The organism is Streptomyces sp. NPDC058257 (assembly GCF_042881845.1).
In the GTDB taxonomy this organism is placed as follows: Bacteria; Actinomycetota; Actinomycetes; order Streptomycetales; family Streptomycetaceae; genus Streptomyces.
The window spans coordinates 258,600-283,615 of sequence record NZ_JBHVXJ010000005.1 but is presented as its reverse complement, the minus strand read 5'-3'; the positions used below and the strand labels follow the sequence as shown (position 1 = coordinate 283,615).

The 25,016-nt window shown below is 70.3% G+C and carries 26 protein-coding genes and 1 pseudogene; 13 read left to right on the top strand and 14 right to left on the bottom strand.

The window, feature by feature from the left end; all coding sequences use genetic code 11:
* The first annotated feature begins 5 nt into the window (after positions 1-5).
* Positions 6-1,349 (top strand): glutamate-1-semialdehyde 2,1-aminomutase, encoded by a 1,344-nt coding sequence (locus ACFVXC_RS16190; protein WP_389905766.1) that lies wholly within the window; start codon positions 6-8, stop codon positions 1,347-1,349.
* Between the two features lie 27 nt (positions 1,350-1,376).
* Here ACFVXC_RS16190 and ACFVXC_RS16185 read toward each other — a convergent pair whose 3' ends face one another.
* Complete coding sequence (locus tag ACFVXC_RS16185; RefSeq protein WP_389905765.1) at positions 1,377-2,039, bottom strand: phosphatase PAP2 family protein; 663 nt, start codon at positions 2,037-2,039, stop codon at positions 1,377-1,379.
* 265 nt (positions 2,040-2,304) lie between these two features.
* Between ACFVXC_RS16185 and ACFVXC_RS16180 the strand changes: the two genes are divergently transcribed.
* Positions 2,305-3,033, top strand: coding sequence for a maleylpyruvate isomerase family mycothiol-dependent enzyme (locus ACFVXC_RS16180; protein ID WP_389905764.1), 729 nt, complete (start codon positions 2,305-2,307; stop codon positions 3,031-3,033).
* 9 nt (positions 3,034-3,042) lie between these two features.
* Here the strand turns inward: ACFVXC_RS16180 and ACFVXC_RS16175 are convergent, their stop codons facing one another.
* The 3 genes from ACFVXC_RS16175 to ACFVXC_RS16165 all read right to left on the bottom strand — a co-directional run bounded on the left by ACFVXC_RS16175 (position 3,043) and on the right by ACFVXC_RS16165 (position 5,500).
* Positions 3,043-3,447: a MarR family winged helix-turn-helix transcriptional regulator gene (locus ACFVXC_RS16175; protein ID WP_389905762.1), complete on the bottom strand. Its 405-nt coding sequence runs from the start codon at positions 3,445-3,447 to the stop codon at positions 3,043-3,045.
* A 134-nt stretch (positions 3,448-3,581) separates the two neighbouring features.
* Positions 3,582-4,247, bottom strand: a complete 666-nt coding sequence (locus tag ACFVXC_RS16170; protein ID WP_389905760.1) for a response regulator — start codon at positions 4,245-4,247, stop codon at positions 3,582-3,584.
* Positions 4,244-5,500 carry a sensor histidine kinase gene (locus ACFVXC_RS16165; RefSeq protein ID WP_389905758.1) on the bottom strand — a complete coding sequence of 419 codons (1,257 nt, stop codon included), beginning with the start codon at positions 5,498-5,500 and terminating at the stop codon, positions 4,244-4,246. The genes ACFVXC_RS16170 and ACFVXC_RS16165 overlap by 4 nt, the downstream gene beginning before the upstream one ends.
* Before the next feature lie 106 nt (positions 5,501-5,606).
* Here ACFVXC_RS16165 and ACFVXC_RS16160 point away from each other — a divergent pair, with 106 nt between their 5' ends.
* The gene (locus ACFVXC_RS16160) at positions 5,607-5,999 is read left to right on the top strand and encodes a BTAD domain-containing putative transcriptional regulator (protein WP_389905756.1); all 393 of its coding nucleotides are present in this window, start codon (positions 5,607-5,609) and stop codon (positions 5,997-5,999) included.
* Between the two features lie 9 nt (positions 6,000-6,008).
* Here ACFVXC_RS16160 and ACFVXC_RS16155 read toward each other — a convergent pair whose 3' ends face one another.
* Positions 6,009-6,710, bottom strand: a complete 702-nt coding sequence (locus ACFVXC_RS16155) for a TetR/AcrR family transcriptional regulator (RefSeq protein ID WP_389905754.1) — start codon at positions 6,708-6,710, stop codon at positions 6,009-6,011.
* A gap of 212 nt (positions 6,711-6,922) precedes the next feature.
* Here ACFVXC_RS16155 and ACFVXC_RS16150 point away from each other — a divergent pair, with 212 nt between their 5' ends.
* Entirely contained in the window at positions 6,923-7,396 is a 474-nt protein-coding gene (locus ACFVXC_RS16150) for a nitroreductase family deazaflavin-dependent oxidoreductase (protein ID WP_389905752.1), read from the top strand.
* Between the two features lie 63 nt (positions 7,397-7,459).
* On the opposite strand, the gene ACFVXC_RS16145 is transcribed toward ACFVXC_RS16150, so the two are convergent.
* Positions 7,460-8,686, bottom strand: a complete 1,227-nt coding sequence (locus tag ACFVXC_RS16145; protein ID WP_389905750.1) for a geranylgeranyl reductase family protein — start codon at positions 8,684-8,686, stop codon at positions 7,460-7,462.
* 135 nt (positions 8,687-8,821) lie between these two features.
* On the opposite strand from ACFVXC_RS16145, the gene ACFVXC_RS16140 reads away from it, so the two are divergent.
* On the top strand, positions 8,822-10,177 hold the full coding sequence (locus tag ACFVXC_RS16140) for a dipeptidase (RefSeq protein WP_389905748.1): 1,356 nt from the start codon (positions 8,822-8,824) through the stop codon (positions 10,175-10,177).
* Positions 10,178-10,234: 57 nt separating this feature from the next.
* Here ACFVXC_RS16140 and ACFVXC_RS16135 read toward each other — a convergent pair whose 3' ends face one another.
* Positions 10,235-11,278 carry an NUDIX domain-containing protein gene (locus ACFVXC_RS16135; RefSeq protein ID WP_389905746.1) on the bottom strand — a complete coding sequence of 348 codons (1,044 nt, stop codon included), beginning with the start codon at positions 11,276-11,278 and terminating at the stop codon, positions 10,235-10,237.
* Positions 11,279-11,580: 302 nt separating this feature from the next.
* On the opposite strand from ACFVXC_RS16135, the gene ACFVXC_RS16130 reads away from it, so the two are divergent.
* Complete coding sequence (locus tag ACFVXC_RS16130; protein ID WP_389905744.1) at positions 11,581-11,958, top strand: STAS domain-containing protein; 378 nt, start codon at positions 11,581-11,583, stop codon at positions 11,956-11,958.
* 472 nt (positions 11,959-12,430) lie between these two features.
* Here ACFVXC_RS16130 and ACFVXC_RS16125 read toward each other — a convergent pair whose 3' ends face one another.
* Entirely contained in the window at positions 12,431-12,781 is a 351-nt protein-coding gene (locus ACFVXC_RS16125) for a DUF6415 family natural product biosynthesis protein (protein WP_389905742.1), read from the bottom strand.
* Between the two features lie 431 nt (positions 12,782-13,212).
* Here ACFVXC_RS16125 and ACFVXC_RS16120 point away from each other — a divergent pair, with 431 nt between their 5' ends.
* Positions 13,213-13,407: a hypothetical protein gene (locus ACFVXC_RS16120; RefSeq protein WP_389905740.1), complete on the top strand. Its 195-nt coding sequence runs from the start codon at positions 13,213-13,215 to the stop codon at positions 13,405-13,407.
* A gap of 100 nt (positions 13,408-13,507) precedes the next feature.
* Positions 13,508-14,218 carry a hypothetical protein gene (locus ACFVXC_RS16115; protein ID WP_389905739.1) on the top strand — a complete coding sequence of 237 codons (711 nt, stop codon included), beginning with the start codon at positions 13,508-13,510 and terminating at the stop codon, positions 14,216-14,218.
* Here ACFVXC_RS16115 and ACFVXC_RS16110 read toward each other — a convergent pair.
* Positions 14,190-15,317, bottom strand: a complete 1,128-nt coding sequence (locus ACFVXC_RS16110; RefSeq protein WP_389905737.1) for a hypothetical protein — start codon at positions 15,315-15,317, stop codon at positions 14,190-14,192. The genes ACFVXC_RS16115 and ACFVXC_RS16110 overlap by 29 nt on opposite strands.
* 79 nt (positions 15,318-15,396) lie before the next feature.
* Here ACFVXC_RS16110 and ACFVXC_RS16105 point away from each other — a divergent pair, with 79 nt between their 5' ends.
* Together ACFVXC_RS16105 and ACFVXC_RS16100 are read left to right on the top strand one after the other, a co-directional pair.
* Positions 15,397-15,540, top strand: a complete 144-nt coding sequence (locus ACFVXC_RS16105; protein ID WP_389905736.1) for a hypothetical protein — start codon at positions 15,397-15,399, stop codon at positions 15,538-15,540.
* Positions 15,541-15,771: 231 nt separating this feature from the next.
* Positions 15,772-15,897, top strand: coding sequence for a hypothetical protein (locus ACFVXC_RS16100; protein ID WP_389905734.1), 126 nt, complete (start codon positions 15,772-15,774; stop codon positions 15,895-15,897).
* Between the two features lie 27 nt (positions 15,898-15,924).
* Here ACFVXC_RS16100 and ACFVXC_RS16095 read toward each other — a convergent pair whose 3' ends face one another.
* Positions 15,925-16,257 (bottom strand): VanZ family protein, encoded by a 333-nt coding sequence (locus tag ACFVXC_RS16095; protein WP_389905953.1) that lies wholly within the window; start codon positions 16,255-16,257, stop codon positions 15,925-15,927.
* 318 nt (positions 16,258-16,575) lie between these two features.
* Positions 16,576-16,671: pseudogene (locus ACFVXC_RS16090) on the bottom strand (carbohydrate ABC transporter permease); the annotation flags it as partial.
* Between the two features lie 305 nt (positions 16,672-16,976).
* Between ACFVXC_RS16090 and ACFVXC_RS16085 the strand changes: the two are divergent.
* A complete protein-coding gene (locus ACFVXC_RS16085; protein ID WP_389905733.1) occupies positions 16,977-19,211 on the top strand; it encodes an NPCBM/NEW2 domain-containing protein in 2,235 nt (744 codons plus the stop codon).
* A 105-nt stretch (positions 19,212-19,316) separates the two neighbouring features.
* On the opposite strand, the gene ACFVXC_RS16080 is transcribed toward ACFVXC_RS16085, so the two are convergent.
* Positions 19,317-20,282, bottom strand: coding sequence for an ROK family protein (locus ACFVXC_RS16080; protein ID WP_389905731.1), 966 nt, complete (start codon positions 20,280-20,282; stop codon positions 19,317-19,319).
* 229 nt (positions 20,283-20,511) lie between these two features.
* Here ACFVXC_RS16080 and ACFVXC_RS16075 point away from each other — a divergent pair, with 229 nt between their 5' ends.
* The gene (locus ACFVXC_RS16075; protein ID WP_389905951.1) at positions 20,512-21,498 is read left to right on the top strand and encodes a LacI family DNA-binding transcriptional regulator; all 987 of its coding nucleotides are present in this window, start codon (positions 20,512-20,514) and stop codon (positions 21,496-21,498) included.
* A gap of 30 nt (positions 21,499-21,528) precedes the next feature.
* Here the strand turns inward: ACFVXC_RS16075 and ACFVXC_RS16070 are convergent, their stop codons facing one another.
* Positions 21,529-22,821: a DUF6986 family protein gene (locus ACFVXC_RS16070; protein WP_389905729.1), complete on the bottom strand. Its 1,293-nt coding sequence runs from the start codon at positions 22,819-22,821 to the stop codon at positions 21,529-21,531.
* 219 nt (positions 22,822-23,040) lie between these two features.
* On the opposite strand from ACFVXC_RS16070, the gene ACFVXC_RS16065 reads away from it, so the two are divergent.
* Entirely contained in the window at positions 23,041-23,937 is an 897-nt protein-coding gene (locus tag ACFVXC_RS16065; protein ID WP_389905727.1) for an endonuclease/exonuclease/phosphatase family protein, read from the top strand.
* Between the two features lie 72 nt (positions 23,938-24,009).
* Here the strand turns inward: ACFVXC_RS16065 and ACFVXC_RS16060 are convergent, their stop codons facing one another.
* Complete coding sequence (locus ACFVXC_RS16060; protein WP_389905725.1) at positions 24,010-24,972, bottom strand: electron transfer flavoprotein subunit alpha/FixB family protein; 963 nt, start codon at positions 24,970-24,972, stop codon at positions 24,010-24,012.
* Between the last annotated feature and the right edge of the window lie 44 nt (positions 24,973-25,016).

Here is a 25,016-nt window from a genome sequence, read left to right as displayed (position 1 = left end):
CCAGCGTGGACACCGAAGAGACCGAAGAGACCGAAGAGTTCCTCCTGCCCCGGTCGCGGAAGGCGAACGAGCGGCTGCACGCCATGATCCCCGGGGGCGCGCACACGTACGCCAAGGGCGACGACCAGTACCCCGAGAACCTGGCCCCGGTCATCAGCCACGGCCGCGGTGCCCACGTGTGGGACATCGACGACAACCGCTACATCGAGTACGGGTCAGGGCTGCGGTCGGTGAGCCTCGGCCACGCCCACCCACGCGTGATCGAGGCGGTGCGGCGGGAACTCGACCGCGGCAGCAACTTCGTGCGGCCGTCCATCGTGGAGGTCCAGGCCGCCGAACGCTTCCTGGCGACGGTGCCGACCGCCGAGATGGTGAAGTTCGCGAAGAACGGCTCCGACGTCACCACCGCCGCGGTACGACTCGCCCGCGCCGTCACCGGGCGTGCGCGGGTGGCCATCTGCGGCGACCATCCCTTCTTCTCCGTCGACGACTGGTTCATCGGCACCACGCCGATGTCCGCCGGTATTCCGACGGCGACCACCGAGCTCACCGTGGCGTTCCCGTACGGGGATCTGGCTGCCACGGAGGAGCTGCTCACGCGGTACGAGGGCGAGGTCGCCTGCCTGATCCTCGAACCCGCCGGTCACGCCGAGCCGCCGCCCGGCTACCTCAGCGGCCTGCGCGATCTTGCCGACCGGCACGGCTGCGTACTGATCTTCGATGAGATGATCACCGGCCTGCGCTGGTCCGAGGCGGGCGCCCAGGGCCTGTACGGCGTCGTCCCCGACCTCTCCACGTTCGGCAAGGCGCTGGGCAACGGCTTCGCCGTCTCCGCGCTTGCCGGGCGCCGCGACCTGATGGAGTGGGGCGGTCTTCGGCACTCCGGCGACCGGGTGTTCCTGCTGTCCACCACACACGGTGCGGAAACACACTCCCTGGCAGCCGCCATGGCCGTGCAGACCACCTATGTGGAAGAGGGCATCACCGCACGGCTGCACGCCCTGGGCGAGCGGCTGGCCGCCGGTGTCCGCGCGGCCGCGGCCGGTATGGGCGTCGGCGATCACATCGTCGTCCGGGGCCGGGCCAGCAACCTGGTCTTCGCCACCCTCGACGAGAACGGGCAGCCGTCACAGCGGTACCGCACACTGTTCCTGCGCCAGCTCATGACCGGCGGGGTGCTCGCTCCGTCGTTCGTGGTGAGCAGCGCGCTCGACGACACCGACATCGACCGCACCGTCGACGTGGTGTCCCAGGCATGTGCGGTGTACCGGAAGGCACTTGACGCCGCCGACCCCACCCCCTGGCTTGCCGGACGGCCGGTGAAGCCCGTGTTCCGCCGCTTGGCATGACGTGACGTGAGGTGATGTGACGTCGCGTCAGCGGCGCTCCCGTCGGCCGACATCAGCCACCCGGTCGATCAGCCACGCGGTGGCCGGGACCACCACAAGGGCGGTGCACCACCCGCCGAGGACGTCGGTCGGGTAGTGCGCGCTCAGGGCGACCTGCGACCAGCCCATGGCGGCGCCGGCGACCAGCGCCGCGCCGAGCACGAGTGACGTACCGGCCGCCCTGGTGAGGCCTAGCCCGCCGGTCGCGAGCAGGGCCACCGCGAGGGCGAGCGCGGTGAAGAAGGCGGTGTGCCCGCTCGGGTAGGACAGATTGTCGGCGCCGTGGATGGTGCGTCCCACCAGGGACTTGAGGAGCGTTCCCGTCACCACGGTGACGCCGACCCCGGCAACGACGAGCACCGCCGCGCGAGGTCGCCGAAGCGACAGGCAGACCGTCACGGCGACCACGATCAGAATCGCCGATCCGGCGGGCTCCCCCAGGAAGTCCGTGGCGAGAGCCACGCGCCGCCACGGCGGCCGCACGCTGTCCGCCGTCGGCTGGACGACCCACCTGTCCACCCTGCCGGACTGACTGTGACCGGCGTACAGGACGCCGAGCACGACGACCGTCAGTGTGGCGAGGGCCGCGATCAGCGCGAGCGGCGCGCGCAGCACCGGGGGCAGCACCGGGGGCTCCGGCCGACCGGTCACACGCCACCGCCCGGGCCGATGAGCTCGTGCGCCAACTGCCGCACTCCGTCGCGGACGATCCGGCAGATGCGATGCACCTACCCCTCCCGTCAGATTCGTTGACGCCCTATCACCCGCCGCCACCCTAACCGGTCGGCTTGAACGAGGTGCGCGATGCGGGTGGTCGGAGGACGAGGGCGAGGACACGGCCGTCATCCGCGTGTACGCACGCGCGTGACCAAGGCCCACGCGCATGCGAGCGCACTCCGTCCGGCACAATCCCCGCATGGAGATTGCCGAGCACATCGAAATCCTGGACGCCGAAGGCCAGTTGCTTGCCCGTGCCGCCGAAATGGCCGGTCCTGGCGCCAAGGTGGCCACCTGCCCCGACTGGATTGTCCGCGATCTGCTGCGGCACACGGGGGCGGTGCACCGGTGGGCGGCGGCGTTCGTCGCCGAGGGGCACACCTCGCGGCGGCCCATGGGGGACGCGCCGGACCTGGACGGCGCCGCGCTGATCGACTGGTACCGGCAGGCGCACGGCGACCTGGTCACCACGCTGCGTACCGCCGCGCCCGACGTGCGGTGTTTCGCGTTCCTGCCCGCGCCGTCCCCGCTCGCGTTCTGGGCGCGGCGACAGGCGAACGAGACGGCGATCCACCGCGTGGACGCCGAGTCCGCGCGCGCGGGTGCGCCCTCCCCGATCGGTACGGAGTTCGCGGCGGACGGGATCGACGAGCTGCTGCGGGGGTTTCACGCGCGCTCGCGCAGCAGGGTGCGTACGCAGGAGCCCCGCGTCCTGCGCGTACGGGCGACCGACGCTGACGCCGTGTGGACCGTACGCCTCTCGCGGGAGCCGGCCGCCACGGAGCGGGGCGACGACGGGCGGGCCGACTGCGAGCTGTCGGGGCCCGCGGAACACCTCTACCTCGCGTTGTGGAACCGCGGGCCGTTCCCGCATGTCACCGGCGACACCACGCTGAGCGCGCTGTGGAGCCAGACGTCGGGCGTGTGAGTCGTTCAGCTATGCGGAGGCGGTCCCCACGAGCATCCGCTCAAGGACCGCGCGCTGGAGCGGCCGCACCTGCGCGTGCAGTCGGCGTCCCTTGTCGGTGAGCACGACCCGCACCCCGCGCCGGTCCTCGTTGCACATGGCGCGCTCCACGAGACCGTCCTTCTCCAGGCGGCCGATGAGACGGGACAGCGCGCTCTGGCTCAGGTGAATCCGGCCCGCGATGTCCTGCACGCGGTAGCCGCAGTCGCCGTCGGCCGCGGCGCCCTCGGACAGTACGTCGAGGACTTCGAAGTCGCTCGCCCCGAGCCCGTGTTCACGCAGGGCGTTGTCGAGTTCACACAGGGTGCGCGCGTGCACCGCGAGGATGTCGCGCCATTGGTCCACGAGCCCTTGCTCGGCCTTCTTCGCCGCCATGACATCGCACGGTAGCAGAGAACGCCGTGTTCATTGCGTCGACATTAAATGCATTTGCATTAACTGCATATGCATACACTATGCGCCGACCTTGACCGATCGGAGCTGGGTGAAGTGCGCCGCCGGTCGGCTCGTCAGCCCAGCCAGCCGGGGCGCACCAAGCCCGACTCATAGGCCAGGACGACCAGTTGGGCTCGGTCGCGGGCGCCCAGCTTCACCATGGTCCGGCTGACGTGCGTCTTCGCGGTCAGCGGGCTGACGAACAGGCGGCGGGCGATCTCCTCGTTCGACAGGCCGATGCCGACGAGCGCCATCACCTCCCGCTCCCGTTCGGTCAGTTCGCCCAGCGTCTCGGCGTCCGCGGGCTCCTTGGAGCGGGCCGCGAACTCGGCGATGAGGCGGCGCGTCACGCCCGGCGAGAGCAGTGCGTCGCCGTCGACGACCGCGCGGACGGCGCGCAGCAGCTCCTCGGGCTCGGTGTCCTTGACGAGGAAGCCCGACGCCCCGGAACGGATCGCCTCGAAGACGTACTCGTCCAGCTCGAAGGTGGTCAGCATGACCACCTTGACGTCACCGAGGTCCGGCTCGTCGGTGATCCTGCGGGTCGCCGCGAGCCCGTCCAGCAGCGGCATACGGATGTCCATCAGGACGACGTCGGGGCGCAGTTCACGCACCAGGCGCACCGCCTCCTCGCCGTCCGCCGCCTCCCCCGCGACCTCGATGTCCCGCTGGGCGCCGAGCAGCGCCTTGAAACCGGCCCTCACCAACGACTGGTCGTCGGCGAGCAGTACGCGGATCACTGGTCCTCCTGAAGTGCCATGCGGGTGGGCAGTACCGCGGTGACCCTGAATCCCCCGTCCGGGCGCGAGCCCGCCTCGATCGTGCCATTCAGGGCGGCGGCGCGCTCGCGCATCCCGGCGAGACCATTGCCGCTGCCGCCCGCGTCCGCGCCGGTGGCGGGGCCGTCGTCGTCCACGCGCAGAGTGAGCTCCGCGCCCTCGTACCGCACGAGCACGCGCGCGTGGCGCGATCCGGAGTGCCGTACGACGTTGGTCAGGGCCTCCTGGAGGATGCGGAAGGCGGCGAGGTCCACGCCGGGCGCCGGCTTCCCGCACCTCCCCCGGGTGTCGACGTCGACGGTGAGTCCCGCGGCGGCGGCCTGCTGCACGAGCTCGGGCAGCCGGTCGAGCCCGGGAGCGGGGGCGCGTGGCGCGTCACCGGGCGTACGGAGGGTGTCCAGGACCTGGCGGACCTCCCCCAGCGCCTCCTTGCTCGCGGCCTTGATGGTGGTCAGTGCCGTACGGGCCTGCTCGGGGTCGGAGTCGAGCAGCGCGAGACCGACGCCCGCCTGGACGTTGATCACGGAGATGCTGTGCGCGAGGACGTCGTGCAGCTCGCGCGCCATGCGCAGGCGCTCCTCGTCGGCCCGCCGCTTGGCGGCCTGCGCGCGCTCCGCGCTCTCCTTCAGCCACTGCTCACGCTTCACGCGGGCCAGTTCGGACACGGCGATGATGGCGACGACCCAGACGGCGACGATGATCTCCTCGCCCCAGGTCCTCGGCGCGTCGCCGTCCGGCGGCAGCCACCGGTAGAGCCAGTGCGCGACCAGCAGATGCCCCGCCCACAGCATCGCGACGGCGCCCCACGCGGCGCGCCTGTACCCCGCGACGACCGCGGCGAAGCAGCCGACGGCGACGGTGAGCAGGACCGGGCCGTACGCGTACCCGGCGCCGAGGTAGACCAGCGCGGTCCCGGCCGTGAAGTACGCGACCGCGAGCGGGAAGCGGTGGCGCAGCAGGAGCGAGGCCGTGCCCGCGAGGAGCAGCAGCCGGGCCGGGACGTCCAGGTCCACCCGGTCGAGCTGGCTGTGGGCGGCGTACCCCGAGCCGATCTGCACGAACACGGTGATCGCAAGGGTCGTCAGCCAGGGCAGCCTCCGTACGTCCCCCACGTCGTCCCGCCGGTTCCACCAGGGCGGCCCGTGCCGCCACAACGGCGGTCCGCCCCAGGGCAGGGACGGACCGCCTCGCCCGTGTTCGCGCTGCTCGTCCATGGCGGCAACGCTAGACCGCGCGGTGGGCGCCGGGCGTCAGCCGGACGTGGCGATCACGCGTACTCCCGCTGGAGTACCTCGGGGGTATCGCCGTGCTCCGTAGGCGTTGTGGCGCGGCGAATTCGCGGAGGGCCTCAACGCCCCTTACCTGGCGGCGGAGCGGCTCCGGTGGCGCGAGAAGCGGCTCACCGTACTGGAGGCCAGGATCTCCGGAGAGATCGAACTCGGGCGCTCCTTCGAGTACGTCCACGAACTCATCCGGATCGTCGCCGCGCACCCCCTGCGCGAGCGCCCGGTCGAGCTACTGATGAACGCCCTGTACCGCACCGGCCGTTCCTCGGACGCGCTGCTGGCCTTCGAGGAAGCGCGGCACCGCATCGCCGACGCCATGGGCGCGGATCCGGGCCCCGCGCTGCGGTCCCTGCACGGGCGGATACCGCGCCACGACCCGGAACTCCTCACGACGGCGCGGACACCCGCCCCCATGTCGGCGGCGTGAGCGTGCGGGCTACTTCTGCTCCAACAGCCCGACCCCGTGGGCCAGTTGCGTGGCCGCGTACGAGAAGAACGCCGAACGGTCCTCGACGACACGGTTGAACTGCCCGAACACCTCGAAGCCCACGAGCCCGAACAACTGGGCCCACGCCGCGACCATCGCCATGCTCACCGCCGGCGGCAGATCGGGCGCGAGATCCGCGGCGATCCGCTCGGCCTCGGTACGCAGCCCGCCCGGCAGCGACTGCACGGCGACACCACGCCCCCGATGGGCGTCGCGCACGATCCCGACGAGCAGCCGCCCGACGCGCTCCGCGGATTCGACCGTGGAGTCGGGCGCGCTGTAGCCCGGGACGGGTGAGCCGTAGATGAGGGCGTACTCGTGGGGATGCGCGAGCGCCCAGGACCGTACGGCCTCGCACGCGACCGTCCAGCGCCGCACGGGGTCGGCGGACGACGCGACCTCGGCGTGCGCGTCCTCGGCAGCGGCGCCGAGGGAGTCGTAGGCGTCGATGATGAGCGCGGTCAGGAGTTCGTCGCGGCTGGGGAAGTAGCGGTAGAGGGCGGAGGACACCATGCCGAGCTCGCGGGCCACGGCGCGCAGGGAGAGCTTGGCGGCGCCGTCGGCCGCCAGCTGCTTGCGGGCCTCGTCCTTGATTGCGGCGGTGACTTCGACTCGGGCGCGGGCCCTGGCCCCGCTGGTAGCGCTGCTCATGCAGGCAGTCTGCCATGAGCTGGGAGCAGTGCGCTGAAACGAGAGCGGTGCACTGACAGGAGAGCGGCGCACCGAGGAGGGAGTGGCGCATCAAATAGAGAGCACTGACCTCTTTCGAGAGCACTGCTCTTGCAATAGGGCGCCGCTCTCGTGCACACTGCTCTTAAGCGAGAGCAGTGCTCTCGGAAACTCTCCCGACTTTGGCGGTCACCATGTCTGCGTCCTCCCCCACCCCAGGCCCCACCCCGTACTACCTCAAGGGCAGCCCTCTCAACGTGCGGTTCAACAGCCTGGTCGCCTGGCTGGCTCGGCGCGGCATCAGCCTGATGGGGTCGGCCGAGCTCTCCGTACGCGGACGCAAGAGCGGCCAGATGCAGCGCGTCCCGGTCAACCCGTTCACGTACCAAGGCGGCCGGTACCTGATCTCGGCGCGTGGGCACTCGCAGTGGGTGCGCAACATGCGCGTGGCGGGCGGTGGCGAGCTGCGCGTCGGGCGGAAGGTCCACGCGTTCACGGTCGAGGAGGTCCCGGACGCCGAGAAGCTGCCGGTGTTGCGCGGCTATCTGAAGAAGTGGGGCTGGGAGGTCAACCAGTACTTCAGGGGTGTCACCGCCAAGTCCACGGACGCGGAGATCGAGGCCGCCGCGGGCGACCACCCCGTCTTCCGCGTCACCATCACGAAGTGAGGACGCCACGAAGCGAGGCGGTCGGCCGCCCGCGGTCGGATCACCATCTGACCGCCATCGGACCTACCGGTCGATCGAGTTCAGCGCCCGTCCCGCCAGCGGGTGGTTGCGCACCAGCTCGCCGAGCGTCGTCGAGCCACGAGTGATCCTCGCGAACGCGTTCCACGCGGGCCTGAACCCGGTGATCGCCGCGTGCAGCATGCCCGGACGGCGCTCGAAGGCCGTGAGCATGCGCCGCCCGACGCTCATCTCGACGCCGAGTCCCGCCTTGATGGCGAAGGCGTAGTTCAGGGCCTGGCGGCGGGCGTCGACCGCGTCGTGCGCCTCGCCGATCCGCACCGCCCACTCCCCCGCGAGCCGACCCGAGCGCAGCGCGAAGGAGATGCCTTCGCGGGTCCACGGTTCAAGGAGACCCGCCGCGTCACCGCACACCACGACCCGGCCGCGCGAGAGCGGCGAGTCGTCGCTGCGGCAGCGCGTCAGATGGCCGGACGAGATGCTCGGCTCGAAGCCCGCGAGCCCGAGGCGGGCGATGAAGTCCTCCAAGTACCGCTTGGTGGCCGAGCCTTCGCCGCGCGCGGAGATGACCCCGACCGTGAGGGTGTCGCCCTTGGGGAACACCCATCCGTAACTGCCGGGCATCGGCCCCCAGTCGATGAGCACCCGGCCCGCCCAGTCCTCGGCGACGCTCTGCGGCACCGGGATCTCGGCCTCCAGACCGAGATCCACCTGGTCGAGCTTCACACCGACATGTGCCCCTATGCGGCTCGCACTGCCGTCGGCCCCGACGACCGCGCGGGCGAGCACCGTCTCGCCGCCCTGCAGGACCACGGCGACCGTCCGCCGGTCGGGCACCGCGGAGCCGTGCTGCTCCACGCGCGCGACGGTGACGCCGGTGCGCACCTCGGCGCCCGCCTTCTGTGCGTGCTCGACCAGTTGCTGGTCGAACTCGGGGCGGTTGATCAGCCCGAAGAGCATCTGCTTCGAGCGGCGGGTGCGGGCGAACTTGCCGTCCAGGGAGAACGTCACCGCGTGCACCCGGTCCCTGAAGGGCAGTTCGAACCCGGGCGGGAGCGCGTCGCGCGAGGGGCCGATGATGCCGCCGCCACACGTCTTGTACCGGGGCAGTTCGGCTTTCTCCAGGACGAGGACGCTGCGTCCCGCGACGGCCGCCGCGTACGCCGCCGACGCCCCTGCCGGCCCTGCTCCCACCACGACGACGTCCCACACGTACTGCGCGTCATCCGCCGGTACGTACTGCGCGTCGTCCGCTGAGTTCTCGCTGCTCACGTTGGTCTACCGCTCCCGATCCAGCTGTTGGCCGCGCTTTCCAAGGCATCCTACGGCGGGCACCTCCGGCACCCTCCTGTGGGAGGATCACAACACCCACATACGTAGAACGTCGCACCTACGAGGAGCGTGCCCATGTCGCCGAATCCGATCGCCGAGACCGTCGCCTCGCTCATGCCGAAGGCGAAGGCGGAGCTCACTGAACTGGTGGCCTTCAAGTCGGTGGCGGACTTCGATCAGTTCCCCAAGAGCGAGAGCGCCGCCGCCGCGAACTGGGTGGCGGACGCGCTGCGCGCCGAGGGGTTCCAGGACGTGGCCCTGCTCGACACCCCGGACGGCACGCAGTCGGTGTACGGCCTGCTTCCTGGCCCCGAGGGCGCCCCCACCGTGCTGCTCTACGCGCACTACGACGTGCAGCCGCCGCTCGACGAGGCGGCGTGGACCACCCCGCCGTTCGAGCTGACGGAGCGCGAAGGACGCTGGTACGGACGCGGGAGCGCCGACTGCAAGGGCGGGGTCCTCATGCACCTGCTCGCGCTGCGCGCCCTGAAGGCGAACGGCGGTGTCCCGGTGAGCGTCAAGGTGATCGCCGAGGGCTCCGAGGAGCAGGGCACGGGCGGCCTCGAACGGTACGCCGAGAAGCACCCCGACCTTCTGACGGCCGACACGATCGTCATCGGCGACGCGGGCAACTTCCGGGTGGGCCTTCCGACGGTCACCGCGACGCTCCGCGGCATGACTCTCCTTCGCGTGCGCATCGACACTCTTGAGGGCAACCTGCACTCCGGACAGTTCGGCGGCGCGGCCCCGGACGCGCTCGCCGCGCTGGTGCGGGTGCTCGACTCGCTGCGCGCGGACGACGGCTCGACGACGGTCGACGGGCTCACGGGCGACGAGGTCTGGGACGGGCTTCAGTACGAAGAGGCCGACTTCCGCAAGGACGCCAAGGTCCTCGACGGTGTCCAGCTGGTCGGCAGGGGCACGGTCGCCGACCGCATCTGGGCGCGCCCCGCGGTCACGGTGCTCGGCATCGACTGCCCGCCGGTGATCGGCGCGACGCCGTCCGTGCAGGCGGGCGCGCGGGCGCTGGTCAGCCTGCGGGTGCCGCCGGGCGTGGACGCGGCCGAGGCCACCAAGCTCCTTCAGGCGCACCTGGAGGCGCACACTCCGTGGGGCGCGCAGGTGACCACCGAGCAGATCGGGCAGGGCCAGCCGTTCCGCGCGGACACCACGAGCCCGGCGTACGCGGCCATGGCGGAGGCGATGGGTGAGGCGTACCCGGGCGAGGAGATGCAGTACGCGGGCCAGGGCGGCTCGATTCCGCTGTGCAACACCCTCGCCGCGCTCTACCCCAGGGCGGAGATCCTGCTGATCGGCCTGAGCGAGCCCGAGGCCCAGATCCACGCGGTCGACGAGAGCGTGTCGCCGCAGGAGTTGGAGCGGCTCTCGGTCGCGGAGGCGCTGTTCCTCCAGAAGTACGCGGCGAGCTGAGCCACCGGGCGGGAGGGGTATGTGCCGACCCGGAGCGGGCTCTGCCGGCTCCCGTGGTCATTGGTCGCCGACGGGGATCCCGGCCTCCAGGTACAGGGCGACCCCGCGCTCCCGCGCGCGCAGCGCCCAGCGAAGCCGCTCGTAGCGTACGGAGGGCAGCAGCCCGGCCGCCTCCTCCTCGGTGACGAAGCGGCAGTCGCGGAGTTCGGGGCCCGGCAGCAGCATCTGCCGGGCCGCGCCGCTGTCGAGGCTCCCGCCGTCGAAGAGGAACCGCATCCCTCCGTAGCCGGGCGGTACGGGCGGCTCCCAGTCGACGACGAGGAGCCGGGGGGCGTCGGCGAGTTGGATGCCGGTCTCCTCGGCCACCTCGCGCATGCCCGCTCGCGCGGGCGCCTCACCCTGTTCGACGACGCCGCCCGGGAACTCCCATCCGGCCTTGTACGTCGGGTCGACGAGCAGCACCCGGTCCCGCTCGTCGAAGAGCAGCACCCCGGCCGCGAGCGTCTCCGCGGTGGGCTGCGGGGTCTGCACGATGTCGCAGACGGACGCGGACCCGGTGCGTACGGCGTCGGCGATGCGCTCGGCGCTCTCGCAGGGGGTCAGCGCGCCGGTGTCGATGCGGTGCGCGTCGGTGCCGAGCCAGCCCGCGAGTGCGGCGCGGTACGGCTCGATGTGGTCGAACGACCACTGCCGTACGCGCGTCTCGCCGTCCGGGAGATCGGGGACGGGGCGTTCGGATATTCGTTCCCGCAGGATCGTTTCATCCTGGGTCAGGACGACGTGGCGTACGGCGATTCTGCGCGAGGCGAGGCCGCCGAAGATCTCGTCGCGGTAGTCCTGCCGCAGCAGGGTCATGGGCACCACGAGGACGCCACCGACCTCGGCGAGCAGGGCCGCCGCGGTGTCCACGACGAGTCGCCTCCAGATCGGCAGATCCTGGAAGTCGCTCACCTCGGCGAGACGCTTGGGCGACAGCAGGTGCGGCAGTCCACCACCGATGACCTCGGGGTCGAAGAGTGTGCTGTTCGGGATCAGCTCGATCAGTTCCTGTGCGGCGCTGGTCTTGCCCGCACCGAACGCGCCGTTGATCCAGACGATCACGGTTCCCCCTCTTCCGTCGGCCCTCTGTGGCTTGCCCGGAACACCCTGCTGCGGAAACCAGCCCTGATGAGACCGCCACAGCCCGAATCGCAAAACGCCATCCAATGTCAAGCGATTCGCTTTCACTTCACCCCATTGGGTGGCAGTCGCCGCGCATGAATCGTTCCCTCACTCCAAGCCACGCCCTCCCCCGCTAGCGTGATCCGCCAGGCGCCCCAGCCCCTGGTGACCTCATGAATCCGGCTCTCCCGATGCACCCCGGTGCCGCGTGGATCCGGCCGAACGTCGCTACTGGGGGACACGTGCAACTCGATGCCCTGAACGAATTCGCCTTCGAGGACTCCGACCAGCAGCCCCATGTGTACGACCACAACGGCGCGGTCGTCATCGAACTGCGCGGTGAGATCGACCTGCTGGCCTACCAGCGGATGGCACCACTCATCGACCCCATCACCGGTGGCACCGCGCCAACAGTGGTCATCGATCTGACCCGGACCACGTTCTTCGACTGCTCCGGAATCGCCATTCTGTCCCGCGCACATCGCCGCACGACGGCACGTGGCGCTCACTTCTCCGTGGTCTGCACCCACCGCCTGACGCTCCGCATCCTGCGTCTCACGGGCCTCACTCCCACGCTGTTGCCGGTTCCCACCCTGGCGAAAGCGCTGGCGGAGGAGTGAGCCCGCGGCAGGGGCACCACGGGCTCCGCGGAGTGCTGCGGGGTCCAGGCAGCTTCATGAGAGTGCCCCGCACACGCCACTGACGGGAGTGTGCGCACCGAGTGCATATATGCACTCCGTTCGCACCCCGTGTGAACTCGCCTCCCCACTCGGCCTCACCGCTGCCGCGTCGCGGACCGGACGGCGCGGGCACGGTTGGGCCACCTGGTTCTGGTGTAGGCGTGGAAGTGGTCGCCGGCATGGTCTTGCTCAAGGGTGCAGTGAAGGACGTCACCAGGCCTCTCGTCCCAGCACAGGCCGGGAATGTCACGCACGTACTTCGGGGCTTTCACGCGGAGCGCTCCGTCTGCCGGGGGTTGTCGGTGGCCACGCTCCGACGATCTCAATCCCGCCGTCCGGTGCGGGATATGACAGCCCATGACACGGAGCGGGTCATGCGGACGGACGCCATCACACCCACTCGTCACACCGGTCAGGACGGGCCGCCGCCCGTCACGTAGTTGCTGAGTTCGTTCAGGCGTCGGCCGAGTTCGGCGACGGCCATCGACGCGACGAGCGGGTTGCCGCTCAGGTCGTCGGCGAGCGCGTTACGGGTCGCGTCGACGGCGCGCCGCCTGCCGTACCAGTCGGTCGTTCCGCGGTTCATCCCGTCGGCCTGGGCCTGCACTGTCGGCGTGAGGCGGGCGAGTTCGGTCCGCAGCTGTTCGTTCAGCTTGGCGAGGCGCTCGCGAGGAGGCAGCTTTCGGCAGACTGCCATCGACTCGTCGATGAGGGCGGTCAGTTCCTGGCCGCTGATGTGGCGGTGCTCCGTAGGCTGGTACATGTCGACGCTCCGGGGGTTTTGCATGCCGGTCAGCACACTCTGGCCCGACAGGTGAAAGAGGAGTGATGGGTGAGATGGGCACACTCGTCCCGCCGGGTGGAGTGAGTCGACTTGGCGTTCGATCATGAGGTGAGAACCGATATCTGCCCAGGTCGCGGCAGGTGTACGCGGCCATGGCGGAACGGATTGCCGACGGCACGTACCCGCCCTGCGAGCGGCCGCCGTCGGTGGTGGTTGTGTGCGGTGGATGCGGGATCTCCAGTGACGGCGCGGCGTGTGTTCTGAAGGAACTTCACCCCGAAGGGCCCGTGGAGATGCAGCCGCACCGGACCTTTCCCGCCGGAGGCACCGCAGCCGTGATCGCGTGATCGTCATATGCCGTTCTCACCGCGTCCTCGGCCGCACCGAACCCGGCGCCTAGACTGAACACCATGCCTCCCACTCCCCACTCGCCTGGTACCGCACGGTCTGCGGCCGTGGTGAACGACGAGATCAGGGAGCTCCTCATCGAGACGGGCGGCTGGCTGTACGGGCAGACCCGGGCCCGGTACGAGGGACTCGTCGCCGAGTGGACGACCGTCTCGCGGGCGGAGTCGACGCCTGCGGAGATCGTGGAGGCGGCGTAATCGCCGCTCGCGGCCGTCGCCCCCCCTTGAGGACCGTTGCTCCGCACCCCTGTGAGGTGTTCGCCGTTTCTGTCTCGGGGCCGGGCACTTGTGTGGTTGCGTGCTTGGTGTCGTCGAGTCAGCCGAGGTTGTCATGTCCGGTTTCGTGTCCGCGAGTGTGCGTGCGCAGCGGGTGGTCGAAGGGGTATCGGGCGGAAAGCTCCCGCTGGGGTTTCGTCTGTCCGAGGTGACGTTGTGGGGCGTGGAGGTGGTGCTCGTGTACCGCCTGAACGAGGAGGAGCATGCCCGCCGGACGGCTGTGGGCGGCGGGCCGCTGGATGACCTGGGGATGCTGGATGCGTTGTTGAAGCTGCCGGTGAAGCGGCCGACCCTGTGGAGTTCCCTCGCGGGTCGAGACCAGCGCTTGTTGCGACGCGGTGAGTCGTCGCACGCATGGGTGCGACGCGGAGATCTGGTGGAGCGCCTTGCGGTGCCGCCGCTGTCGGTGGACCTGGCGGTGGTGCGCGCCGAGCATGCTCGCGTGGAGGGGTTGGACGCGATGCCGTTCGGCGCTTACGTTCCGCAGGCGATGTGGCTTGACTGCCCGGCCGGGGGTTCGCAGGAGTTGCTGGCGGAGGCGGTCCGGTTCAGTACCGGGGTCGTGCACTGGCAAGGCGTGGGCGAGCCCCGGGTCCTTGCGCCGGCGGAGCCGCTTGTGGAGGTGTGGGAGACGTCGGCCGGTTGGCGGTTCGCCGAGCACGCGTACGGTCAGATCCTCGGCTTGCCCGCGGCGCCCGGCCTTGTCAGTCCCTTTCGGTCGCCCACAGGGTGAGGGCCGCGGATTGGGGCGGACTGCGTCGGCTGCGCCATCGCCGCTCGATCGCCTCGCGGGCGTCGACGGCCCGATAGCAGCGTCGCTGCCAGAGGTCGCGGCGTGCGCCGCCGGGTGACGCTCGCTGGAGTTCCTCGGCCCAGGGCAGCCAGGTCGCCAAGTTGTGCTGTTCGGCTTCTTCGACGTCGTCGGGGTCGTCGCCGACGAACCGTGTGTAGGGCTGACCGTGACAGACGCCGCACGGGCATTCGGGGGGTCTGCCGTGTCCATACAGGTGAGCGAGATCGCCACCGGGGAAATACTCCATCAGGACCGGGTGCAGGACGTAGGGCTTCGGTGTCCCTCGCGGGTTGGCTTCGGGGTGTCCTGCGTCGGGCGGCCAGAAGGCCCGGCATGAGTTCTGGACACCGATGGAGACGAAGGCCGCGCCGCGGGCATAGGCGTCGAGGCCGGCGAGCCCGGTGCGGATGAGTGCCACGTTGTGGATGCCGTCGATCAGATCGCGCAGGCGTTGTGCCGTGGGCAGGTCCGGCAGTGGATCGCTCGGGGAGCCCAGAGCGATCGCCTTTACGTGAGGCACCAGGTTGAGGGAGTCGATCAACCAGCGGATGGTCTGGTCCGATCGCAGCCATGGGGCCGCCAGCGGCACGGTGAAGATGACCTTTTCCGGGTCGAGTTCGCGCACCCGCCGTGTGGCGGCTGTGACGGCGTGAATGTCTCCGATCGTGAAGTACCGGGTCGGGGTGAGGACGGCTGTGGCTCCGGCGTCCAGTTGCTCGCGCCCGGGATAACCGGCGTCGCGCCGTGGTGCGTAGAGCATGGGGCCATCATCGTCTCGCGGCTTCACGTAGAAACTGTCGGCGGAGCCGGCTACATGCTTCTCATAGCGGCCCGGGTCGAGCAGCAGGGGACCCTGGAGGTTGCGCCCGGCGTCTTTGGCCCGTTCAACAGCTTGGGTGCTGCAGAGCACGGTCCCGCCGATGACATCGTCGACCGCCTCTGCCGCGGCCACCGTGCGCGTGTGCAGGAGAATCCGGTCTCGCAGTACTGGGACTCCAGGCTCGTCGGGCTCGGCCAAGCCGCCATCCTGCTCCGTCATCCGCCCCTCCCCCGGTCACGGATCGCGATGTACGCACTTCAAAGAGTGCAAGCGCCGGGTAGGGGCGGCAAGAGGGCGTATGCAAGGAGAAGTTGCCGGGGTCACGAAAGGCATCACTGCCGCCGAGCCGATCACGCTGATCGTCGGCATCGTCCTGGCCACCGAGCACTGTCCCGACCCCGCGCCCCAGGCGGACCGGCTGTTCCGGTCCGCCGTGGCGTGACTGAGTCCACGGAGCTGAACAAGGCACGCGTCCGGCATCCGGCAGAACCGGGTACGAAGCGGCTCCGGTCCGCACGAGGGCGACGACGTGGAGTGCGTTCACGGCAGATCGACTCTGCCTCTGTGTCACGATGACATGGAGGCAGACGACAAAAGGGGCAGAGGTGGATGACCTGAACGCCGACCACTGGACGGTCGCGGGCATCGCCGACAGTCGGCGGTGGCGCCCGTGATGCCGTTCGCCCTGTATCTCCCCGGAGCGGGCGCCCTTCCGCGCTGGCTGCAGATCGCGGTCGGCGTCCTGGTCATCGGCTCGATGGCCGCCCGCATCTGGTTGTTCCTGCGCCGCCGGAAGTGACCGTCTGCGCCGATGGCGGGCGAGGCGTCAGCCTCCGAACTGATCCAGCAGCCAAACACGGAGTGGACGCGCCCGCACGGCGTGCCGCCTCACGTCACTCTCAGCACCTCGCCCCGTCATCGCCCAGGCCACCCTCGCCAGCAGGCAGCCGATCAGGGCGCCGACGGTGTTGAACATGACATCGTCGATGTCGACGACCCGGCCCGCGTTCATGACGAATTGCACCGCCTCGATGGTCACGCTCAAGGTGAGGCAGCCCAGCACGATTCCGGTGGGCGAGGGACGCCGTGCGGCCGCGTAGGCGAAGAGCCCCAGGGGCACGAACATGGCGGCGTTGGCGACCTGCAGGACGACGATCATGTGGCGTTCGCTGGCGTACATGTAGTCGAAAGTGTTTCCCCACAATCCCTCGCCCGGGATCATCACCACGTAACGGACGCCGGAACCGATCGGCCGGTCCGGGATCACGGTGGCCGCCAGCGTCGCGGCCAGGCACGCCAGCCATAGCGCCCGGGCGACGCGGCGTTGACGGCGAGGCGAGGAGCGACGCCACACGCCGAGCCCGACGGCCAGTACCGTGACGGCGGCGAGGAACAGGGACACCGTCCACACGTTCACGTAGAAGACGATGCGCCACACGCCAGGCTCCCTGACCGGTTGGAAAGTGCTGGGAGTCTGCTTGCCCGACCTCAGCGTCAGCCCCGCGATGAAGTGCCGCTGCAGGAGCAGGAAGACCAGGACCGTGGGCAGGGCCGGAAGGGTGACGGCTCCGGCTCCGGCGGCCGCACCACGCAGGACATTCCGCCGTGACATCCGATGTCCTGACATGCTTTGAGGCGTGGCAGGGCTCATGAATGATGACTGTGCCATGTCCCCCTCCTCGGGGTGCAACCGAACACAACCGAACGCAAGGGTTGGATGCCACTCTCAACTGCCCACGCCGGAAAAGGTTTTGGCGCCAGGCGCGCGAACCGTTACGACTCCTCTTCCAACAGAGTCCAACACGGCCTACCGTAAGCGCGCACCTCTGACACGTACATGCAGTCCCCCCAACTCTGCGAGTACGGAGGAATGTAACGATGCGTCACATCTCACCCCTCACCACGCGCCGAAGAGTCGTCGGGTCGCTGGCCGCCGCACTGCTGTGCACCGCAGGGATCGCCGCACCGGCGGCGGCACGCGACACGGGCGGCACGAGCCGGACGGACAGCGTGAGCAAGTCGGGCAGCGCGAGCGAGACGGGCGGCGCGAGCGAGACGGGCGGCGCGAGCGAGACGAGCGGCACGAGCGAGACGAGCGGCACGAGCGAGACGAGCGGCACGAGCGAGACGAGCGGCACGAGCGAGACGAGCGGCACGAGCGAGACGAGCGGCACAGGAGTCCAGAGCGCGGTCGAGAGGCCATCGGCACCCGGTGCCAAGCTCCCCGACGGCCTCGCCCTCACCCCGCCCATGGGCTTCAACAACTGGAACTCCACCCACTGCAGGGCCGAGTTCGACGAGGCGATGGTCAAGGGGATCGCGGACCTCTTCGTCGAGAAGGGCCTCAAGGACGCCGGCTACAGGTACGTCAATCTCGACGACTGCTGGGCGCTGCCCGATCGGGACGCGAACGGCAAGCTGGTGCCCGACCCCGAGCGATTCCCCCAGGGGATCAAGGGAGTTGCCGACTATGTGCACGGAAAGGGTCTGAAGCTCGGCATCTACACCAGTGCCGGGACGAAGACCTGTAGCGACGTGGGGTTCCCCGGCGCACTGGGCCATGAGGTCAGCGACGCACGGCAGTTCGCCGACTGGGGCGTCGACTACCTCAAGTACGACAACTGCAACAACCAAGGCGTCGACGCCAAGAAGCGGTACATCGCGATGCGCGACGCGCTGAAGGCCACCGGGCGCCCCATCGTCTACAGCATCTGCGAGTGGGGCGAGAACAAACCCTGGGAGTGGGCAGCCGACGTAGGGCATCTGTGGCGCACCACCGGCGACATCAGCGACAACTGGAGCTCGATGCTCTCGATCATGAAGCAGAACCTGCCGCTCGACGAGCACGCGGGCCCGGGCCGCTGGAACGACCCGGACATGCTAGAGGTCGGCAACGGCGGCATGACGGACACCGAGTACCGTACGCACTTCTCGATGTGGTCGATCATGGCCTCACCGCTGCTCATCGGCTCCGACCTGCGCAAGGCCACGCCCGAGACCTTCGAGATCATCGGCAACAAGGAAGTCATCGCCGTCGACCAGGACCCCCTGGGCAAGCAGGGCGAGGTCCTTTCGTCGGACGGCGGCCGCTGGGTCGTCGCCAAGGAGATGAAGGACGGCAGCCGGACGGTCGCGCTCTTCAACGAGACGGGCACCGCCCGGTCCATCGCCACGTCGGCAAAGGCCGTCGGACTCCCGGACGCCGATGGCTACACCCTGCGGGACCTGTGGCAGCACAAGAGCTACAACACGGCGGGGAAGATCTCGGCGACCGTCCCGGCGCACGGCACCGTCCTGCTGCGCGTCGCGGCGGACGGCAAGTGGGCCAAGAACCCGCCCGCCGTCGAACTCGGCCTGGACAGCGACCCATTGGTGGAGTCGGGCAAGTCCGAGAAGCTGACGTCGAAGGTCACCAACCTCGGCCGCACCTCCGCGCAGGAGGTGTCAGCCGCCTTCACGGGCCCCTCCGGATGGCGGATCCGGGCGACCTCGCCCCCGTCCGCCAAATCCCTGCGCACGGGCAAGTCGCTGAGCACGTCGTGGTCGGTCACCGCACCTCGGGACGCGGCCCCGGGAGCGTACGACCTGACGCTCAGGACCACCTACCGCTCCCCCGGCGGCGCCCGCGCCGAGAACGTGCTGCCCCTGACGGCCCACGTCGTCGTGGCGCCGCCCGCGGGCGACTCGGCGGTGAGTGATCTGCCGTGGATGTCGGCGGTCAACGGCTGGGGCCCTGTCGAGAAGGACACCAGCAACGGCGAGAGCGCCGCGGGTGACGGCCATCCGATCACCATCGGCGGGGTGGTCCACGCCAAGGGGCTCGGGGTGCACGCCGACAGCGCCGTCGAGTACTACACCGGCGGTTCCTGCGAGAAGGTCACCGCGCAGGTGGGCGTCGACGACGAGAAGGACCCCAAGGGAACAGTCGCCTTCGAGATCTGGGCCGACGGCAAGAAGGCCGCGTCGACCGGCGTCCTCACCAACGCCGATGCCGCGCACAGCCTTTCGGCCGACGTGACCGGCGCCCAGGTCGTACGCCTCGTGGTCACGGACGGCGGCGACGGCGGGGACTCCGATCACGCGGACTGGGCTGAGCCGGTACTCAGCTGCTGACCTGAGCTGCGGGGACAGTCAACTGCGGTCCGGGCCGGGGAAGTCAGGACCGGACCGCAGTCGACAGCCCTCTCCCCGGCAGGAGGAGCGAGCGTCCAGAATCCGTCAACTCCCCACAGCAGGACGCAACTCCGCCGCACTGGCCTCCTGGCTGAGCGCCGCCGCCGCGGCCCCCACCAACCCCGCGTCCGTCCCCATCAAGGCCGGGCCGACGGTCAAATGACGTACGAACGAGAGCGTGGCGTAGTCCCGCAGGGACCGGCGCAGCGGATCGAAGAGCACGTCTCCCGCCTTCGCCACCCCGCCCCCGATCACGGCGACGTCGATCTCGACGAGCGTCGCCGTGGCGGCGATCCCCGCGGCCAGCGCCTGCGCCGCCCGCTCGAAGGAGGCGACGGCGACCGGGTCACCGGCGCGTGCGGCGAGGGCCACCGCGGCGGCGGACGTATCGCCGTCGGGCCCCGGACGCCAGCCGCCCTCCACCGCACGCCGCGCGATGTTCGGCCCGCTCGCTATGCGCTCCACGCAGCCGCGCGCGCCGCACGGGCAGGGATCGCCGTCCAGATCGACGCTGATGTGCCCGATGTGCCCCGCGTTCCCGGTGGGGCCCGGGTGCAGCTTGCCCCCGAGGATCAGCCCGCCGCCGACTCCGGTGGACACCACCATGCACAGCGCGTTGTCGTGCCCGCGGGCCGCGCCCTGCCAGTGCTCGGCCGCCGTCATCGCGACGCCGTCCCCGACCAGCTCGACCGGCAGTCCTGCGGTGGCCGCGCGCACCCGCTCGACCAGCGGGTAGCCGCGCCAGCCAGGGACGTTGACGGGGCTGACCGTCCCGGCCGACGCGTCGACGGGGCCCGCGCTGCCGATACCGACCGCGCGCGCCCTGCCCCACAGCGGGGAGCGCGTCAGCTCACCGATGACCTCCTCGACCGCCCGCATCACGGTGTCGCCGTCCTCGCGCGCGGGCGTGGGCCGCTGGGCGCGCAGCAGGATCCGGCCGCGGCCGTCCACCAGGGCGCCGGCGATCTTGGTGCCGCCGATGTCGAGTGCGGCGACGAGGTCCGTGTGCATCAGTGTCAGATCTCCAGGTGAAAGGGCAGGCCGCCCTTTTTGCGAAGGGGCAGGCCGGAGAATGCGATGGACAGTCTCTCTCGCATCTGACAACGTTGTCCAGGTTCTATGCTCGACGCCACATCACTTACGCACCACTTTCAGCTCACCATCGTCGACGACAGGACAGCGCACCGTGGCCGAGACCACCAGCCGACGCCCCGAACCCCGCTACGGCAACCGTCCGACCATGAAGGACGTCGCGGCCCGCGCCGGAGTGGGCCTCAAGACGGTCTCCCGCGTGGTGAACGGAGAGCCGGGCGTCACCCCGGACACCGAACGCCGCGTCCAGGAGGCCATCGACGCCCTGGGGTTCCGCCGCAACGACAGCGCGCGCGTCCTGCGCAAGGGCCGCACGGCCAGTATCGGCCTCGTGCTCGAAGACCTCGCCGACCCTTTCTACGGGCCGCTCAGCCGCGCCGTGGAGGAAGTGGCCCGCGCGCACGGCGCGCTCCTCATCAACGGTTCCAGTGCCGAAGACCCGGACCGCGAGCAGGAGTTGGTGCTCGCGCTGTGCGCACGCAGGGTCGACGGTCTTGTCGTCATCCCGGCCGGTGACGACCACCGCTATCTGGAGCCGGAGATCGCCGCCGGTGTCGCCACGGTCTTCGTCGACCGCCCCCCGGGGAAGATCGACGCCGACGTCGTGCTCTCCGACAGCTTCGGCGGCGCGCGTGACGGCGTCGCCCATCTGATCGCCCACGGCCACCGCCGCATCGGCTTCATCGGCGACCAGCCGCGCATCCACACCGCGATAGAGCGCCTGCGCGGCTACCGCGCGGCCATGGAGGACGCGGGCATCCCCGTCGAGGACGAGTGGATGTCCCTGGGCCTCACCGCCCCGGACCGCGTCGACCAGGCCACCAAGACGATGCTGAGCGGCCCGGACCCCGTCACGGCGATCTTCGCCGGCAACAACCGTGTGACGGTGACGGTCGTCCGTGTGCTCGCCGGACTCACCCGCCCGGTAGCCCTCGTCGGCTTCGACGACATCGAGCTCGCGGACCTGCTCCAGCCGGGCGTGACCGTCGTGGCACAGGACGCCGCACAGCTGGGCAGGACCGCCGCGGAGCGCCTGTTCCGTCAGCTCGACGGCGCGTCGGACGCCCCGGAGCGCATCGAACTCCCGACGCGCCTCATCAAGCGCGGCTCCGGCGAACTACCACCCGCGGGCTGACGGTTGGCGGCGCGTCGGCAGTCGCTCGCGTTACTTGGCGGAGGGCGTGAGGTCACCGCGGCGCGGGCCCGAGAAGCTCTGCAGGCGGGCCAGCGTCAGGCCGGTGAGCCGGGTGACCTCGCCCGCGTCGAGGGCGCCGCAGTCCAGGCCGCGAAGGAGGTATCCGGCGAGCGCCTTGGCCGATGCCGGCTCGTCCGCCACGTCGCCGCCCTCGCGGTGGGCCGCGTACGCGGAGAGGCGCGCTGCGGCCTGCTCGAAGCCCTCGCGGTAGAACGCGAACACGGCGGCGTAGCGCGTGGGGATGTGGCCGGGGTGCATGTCCCAGCCCTGGTAGTAGGCGCGGGCCAGGGCGCGGCGCGTGAGGCCGAAGTGCAGCCGCCAGGCGTCGTGGACCTTCTCGGTGGTGCCGATGGGCAGGACGTTGGTGGAGCCGTCCGAGACGCGTACGCCGGTGCCCGCCGCCGCGACCTGCATGATCGCCTTGGCGTGGTCGGCCGCCGGGTGGTCGCTCGTCTGGTAGGCGGCGCTGACACCGAGGCAGGCGCTGTAGTCGAAGGTGCCGTAGTGAAGGCCTGTGGCGCGGCCCTCGGCGGCGCCGATCATGCGGGCCACGGTGGCGGTGCCGTCGGTGGCGAGGATGGACTGGCTGGTCTCGATCTGGATCTCGAAGCCGATCCGCCCGGCCTCCAGGCCACGCGCCTTCTCGAACTCCTCCAGGAGCCGCACCATCGCGGTGACCTGCTCGGGGTAGGTCACCTTGGGCAGCGTCAGGACGAGACCGTCCGGCAGGCCGCCCGCCTCCATGAGGCCGGACAGGAAGATGTCGAGGGTGCGGATGGCGCGGTCGCGCACCGCCTCCTCCATGCACTTCATGCGGATGCCCATGTACGGGGCCGCCGTGCCGTTCTTGTAGGCCTCGGCGACGAGGCGGGCCGCGCGGGCGGCGTCCTGGTCCTCGTCGGCGCCCTTGTAGCCGTCCTCGAAGTCGATGCGCAGATCCTCGATCGGCTCGCGCTCCAGCTTGGCGCGCACGCGGTCGTAGACGGGCACCGCCAGGTCGTCGGCGAGACCGAGGACGGCCGCGAAGGACGCGGCGTCCGGGGCGTGCTCGTCGAGCGCCTTCAGCGCCTGGTCGCCCCACGTACGGATGGTCTCGGCGCCGAAGAGCTCACCGGGGACGTACACGGTGTGGACCGGCTGGCGGGTGCCGGGGTCGCCGGGGTAGCGGCGCTCGAGCTCCGCGTCCACCGGGGCGAGGGAAGCGCTGATGCCCTCGCCGACCGCGCCCGCGAGACTCGTTGCCACCTTCTCTTGCTGACCCATTCCTGCACCCTCCACACACTCGGGACCACACACTCAGGACACTCGATATTTCCGCTTCACGGAATCAACAATCCGTATGGCGAAGTTATCCGTCGACCTTCCCGCTGGTCAACACCCTCTCGTCTGCCGGACCCCGCCCGTTCACCCGTGTCTCAGATCCTGCTTCCGCACTCGCGTTCCCGCACCTCATCCTGACCGTCACCCATTGAAGGAGATCGCGTGCCGAACGACACCCGAGTAACGCGCCGCCTCGGCCTGCAGACCGCGCTCGCCGCGGTCGCGGTGCCCTTGCTCACCACCGCGCTGGCCGCGTCGCCCGCCCACGCGGTGGAACGGGCGGGTCGCCGCCTGGAGGTCATGTCGTTCAACCTCCGCTACGCGGGCACCACGCCGCCCAACACCTGGGCCGACCGCCGTCCGGTGACCCGGGAACTCCTTCGCCGCGCGCGCCCTCATGTCATCGGCACCCAGGAAGGCCTCTATCAGCAGGTACGGGACATCGCCGAGGACCTGGGCCCGCACTACGACTGGATCGGCACCGGCCGGGCCGGTGGCAGCCGCGACGAGTTCATGACCGTCTTCTACGACACCCGCAGACTGGCCCCGGTCGAGTACGACCACTTCTGGCTCTCCGACACCCCGGACGTCATCGGATCGAACACCTGGGGCGGCGGCTCGATCCGCATGGTCACCCGGGTCCGCTTCCACGATCTGCGCACGGACACCGAGTTCTACGTCCTCAACACCCACCTCGACAACGCCAGTCAGTACGCGCGCACGCGCGCCGCGAGTCTGATCTCCGAACGGATCTCCGCCCTCGACCCGTCCCTGCCGCTCCTGGTCACGGGGGACTTCAACGTCGCGGCCCACAAGAACCAGGTCTACGACACGATGCTGGGCGCCGGTCTCGTGGACACGTGGGACGCGGCGGCCGAGCGCAGCAAGGCGTACGCCACCTTCCACGGCTACAAGCCGCTGGTGCCGGACGGCGACCGGATCGACTGGATCCTGGCGACGCCCGAGGCGCGTGTCCACTCGGCGGCGATCAACACGTTCGCCCTTGCCGGGCAGTTCCCGAGCGACCATCTGCCGGTGCAGGCGAGTCTGACCCTGTGACTCCGGCCCTGTGACGCGCCGAGGCCCTCACCCCGCGCAGCGCGGGGTGAGGGCCTCGTACGGTCGATGAGATCAGCCCTTGCGGGTGTTGACCTCGTCGGTGAGGGCGGGGACGACGTCGAAGAGGTCGCCGACCACGCCGTAGTCGACCAGCTCGAAGATCGGGGCCTCGGCGTCCTTGTTGATCGCCACGATGGTCTTGGAGGTCTGCATGCCCGCCCGGTGCTGGATCGCGCCGGAGATGCCCGAGGCGATGTACAGCTGCGGCGAGACGGACTTGCCGGTCTGGCCGACCTGGTTGGAGTGCGGGTACCAGCCCGCGTCCACCGCGGCGCGCGAGGCGCCCACGGCCGCACCCAGGGAGTCGGCGAGCGACTCGATGAGGTGGAAGTTCTCCGAACCGTTCACGCCACGGCCGCCGGAGACCACGATGGCCGCCTCGGTCAGCTCCGGACGCCCGGTGGACTCCCGCGGGGTACGCGCGGTCACCTTCGTGCCGGTGGCCTGCTCCGAGAAGGAGACCGTGAGGGCCTCGACGGCGCCCGCGGCCGCAGCGGCCTCCACCGCGACCGAGTTCGGCTTGACCGTGATGACCGGAGTACCCCTGGAGATGCGCGACTTGGTGGAGTACGAGGCGGCGAACGCGGACTGCGTCGCGACCGGGCCCCCGTCGGAGGCCTCCAGATCGACGGCATCGGTGATGATGCCCGAGCCGATCCGCACCGCGAGACGGGCGGCGATCTCCTTGCCCTCCGCGGAGGACGGCACCAGCACGGCGGCCGGGGACACCGCGTCGTAGGCGGCCCGCAGCGCGTCCACCTTCGGCACGACCAGATAGTCGGCGAACTCCGGGGCATCGGCGGTCAGCACCCTGACCGCACCATGCTCGGCCAGCACGGCCGCGGTGCCGGCAGCACCATTGCCGAGCGCCAGGGCGACGGGCTCGCCGATACGACGGGCCAGCGTCAGCAGCTCCAGGGTGGGCTTGCGGACGGCACCGTCCACGTGGTCGACGTAGACCAGAACTTCAGCCATGGGACTTCAATCTCCTGCGGTTACGAAGAAGTGGGGCGGATTTC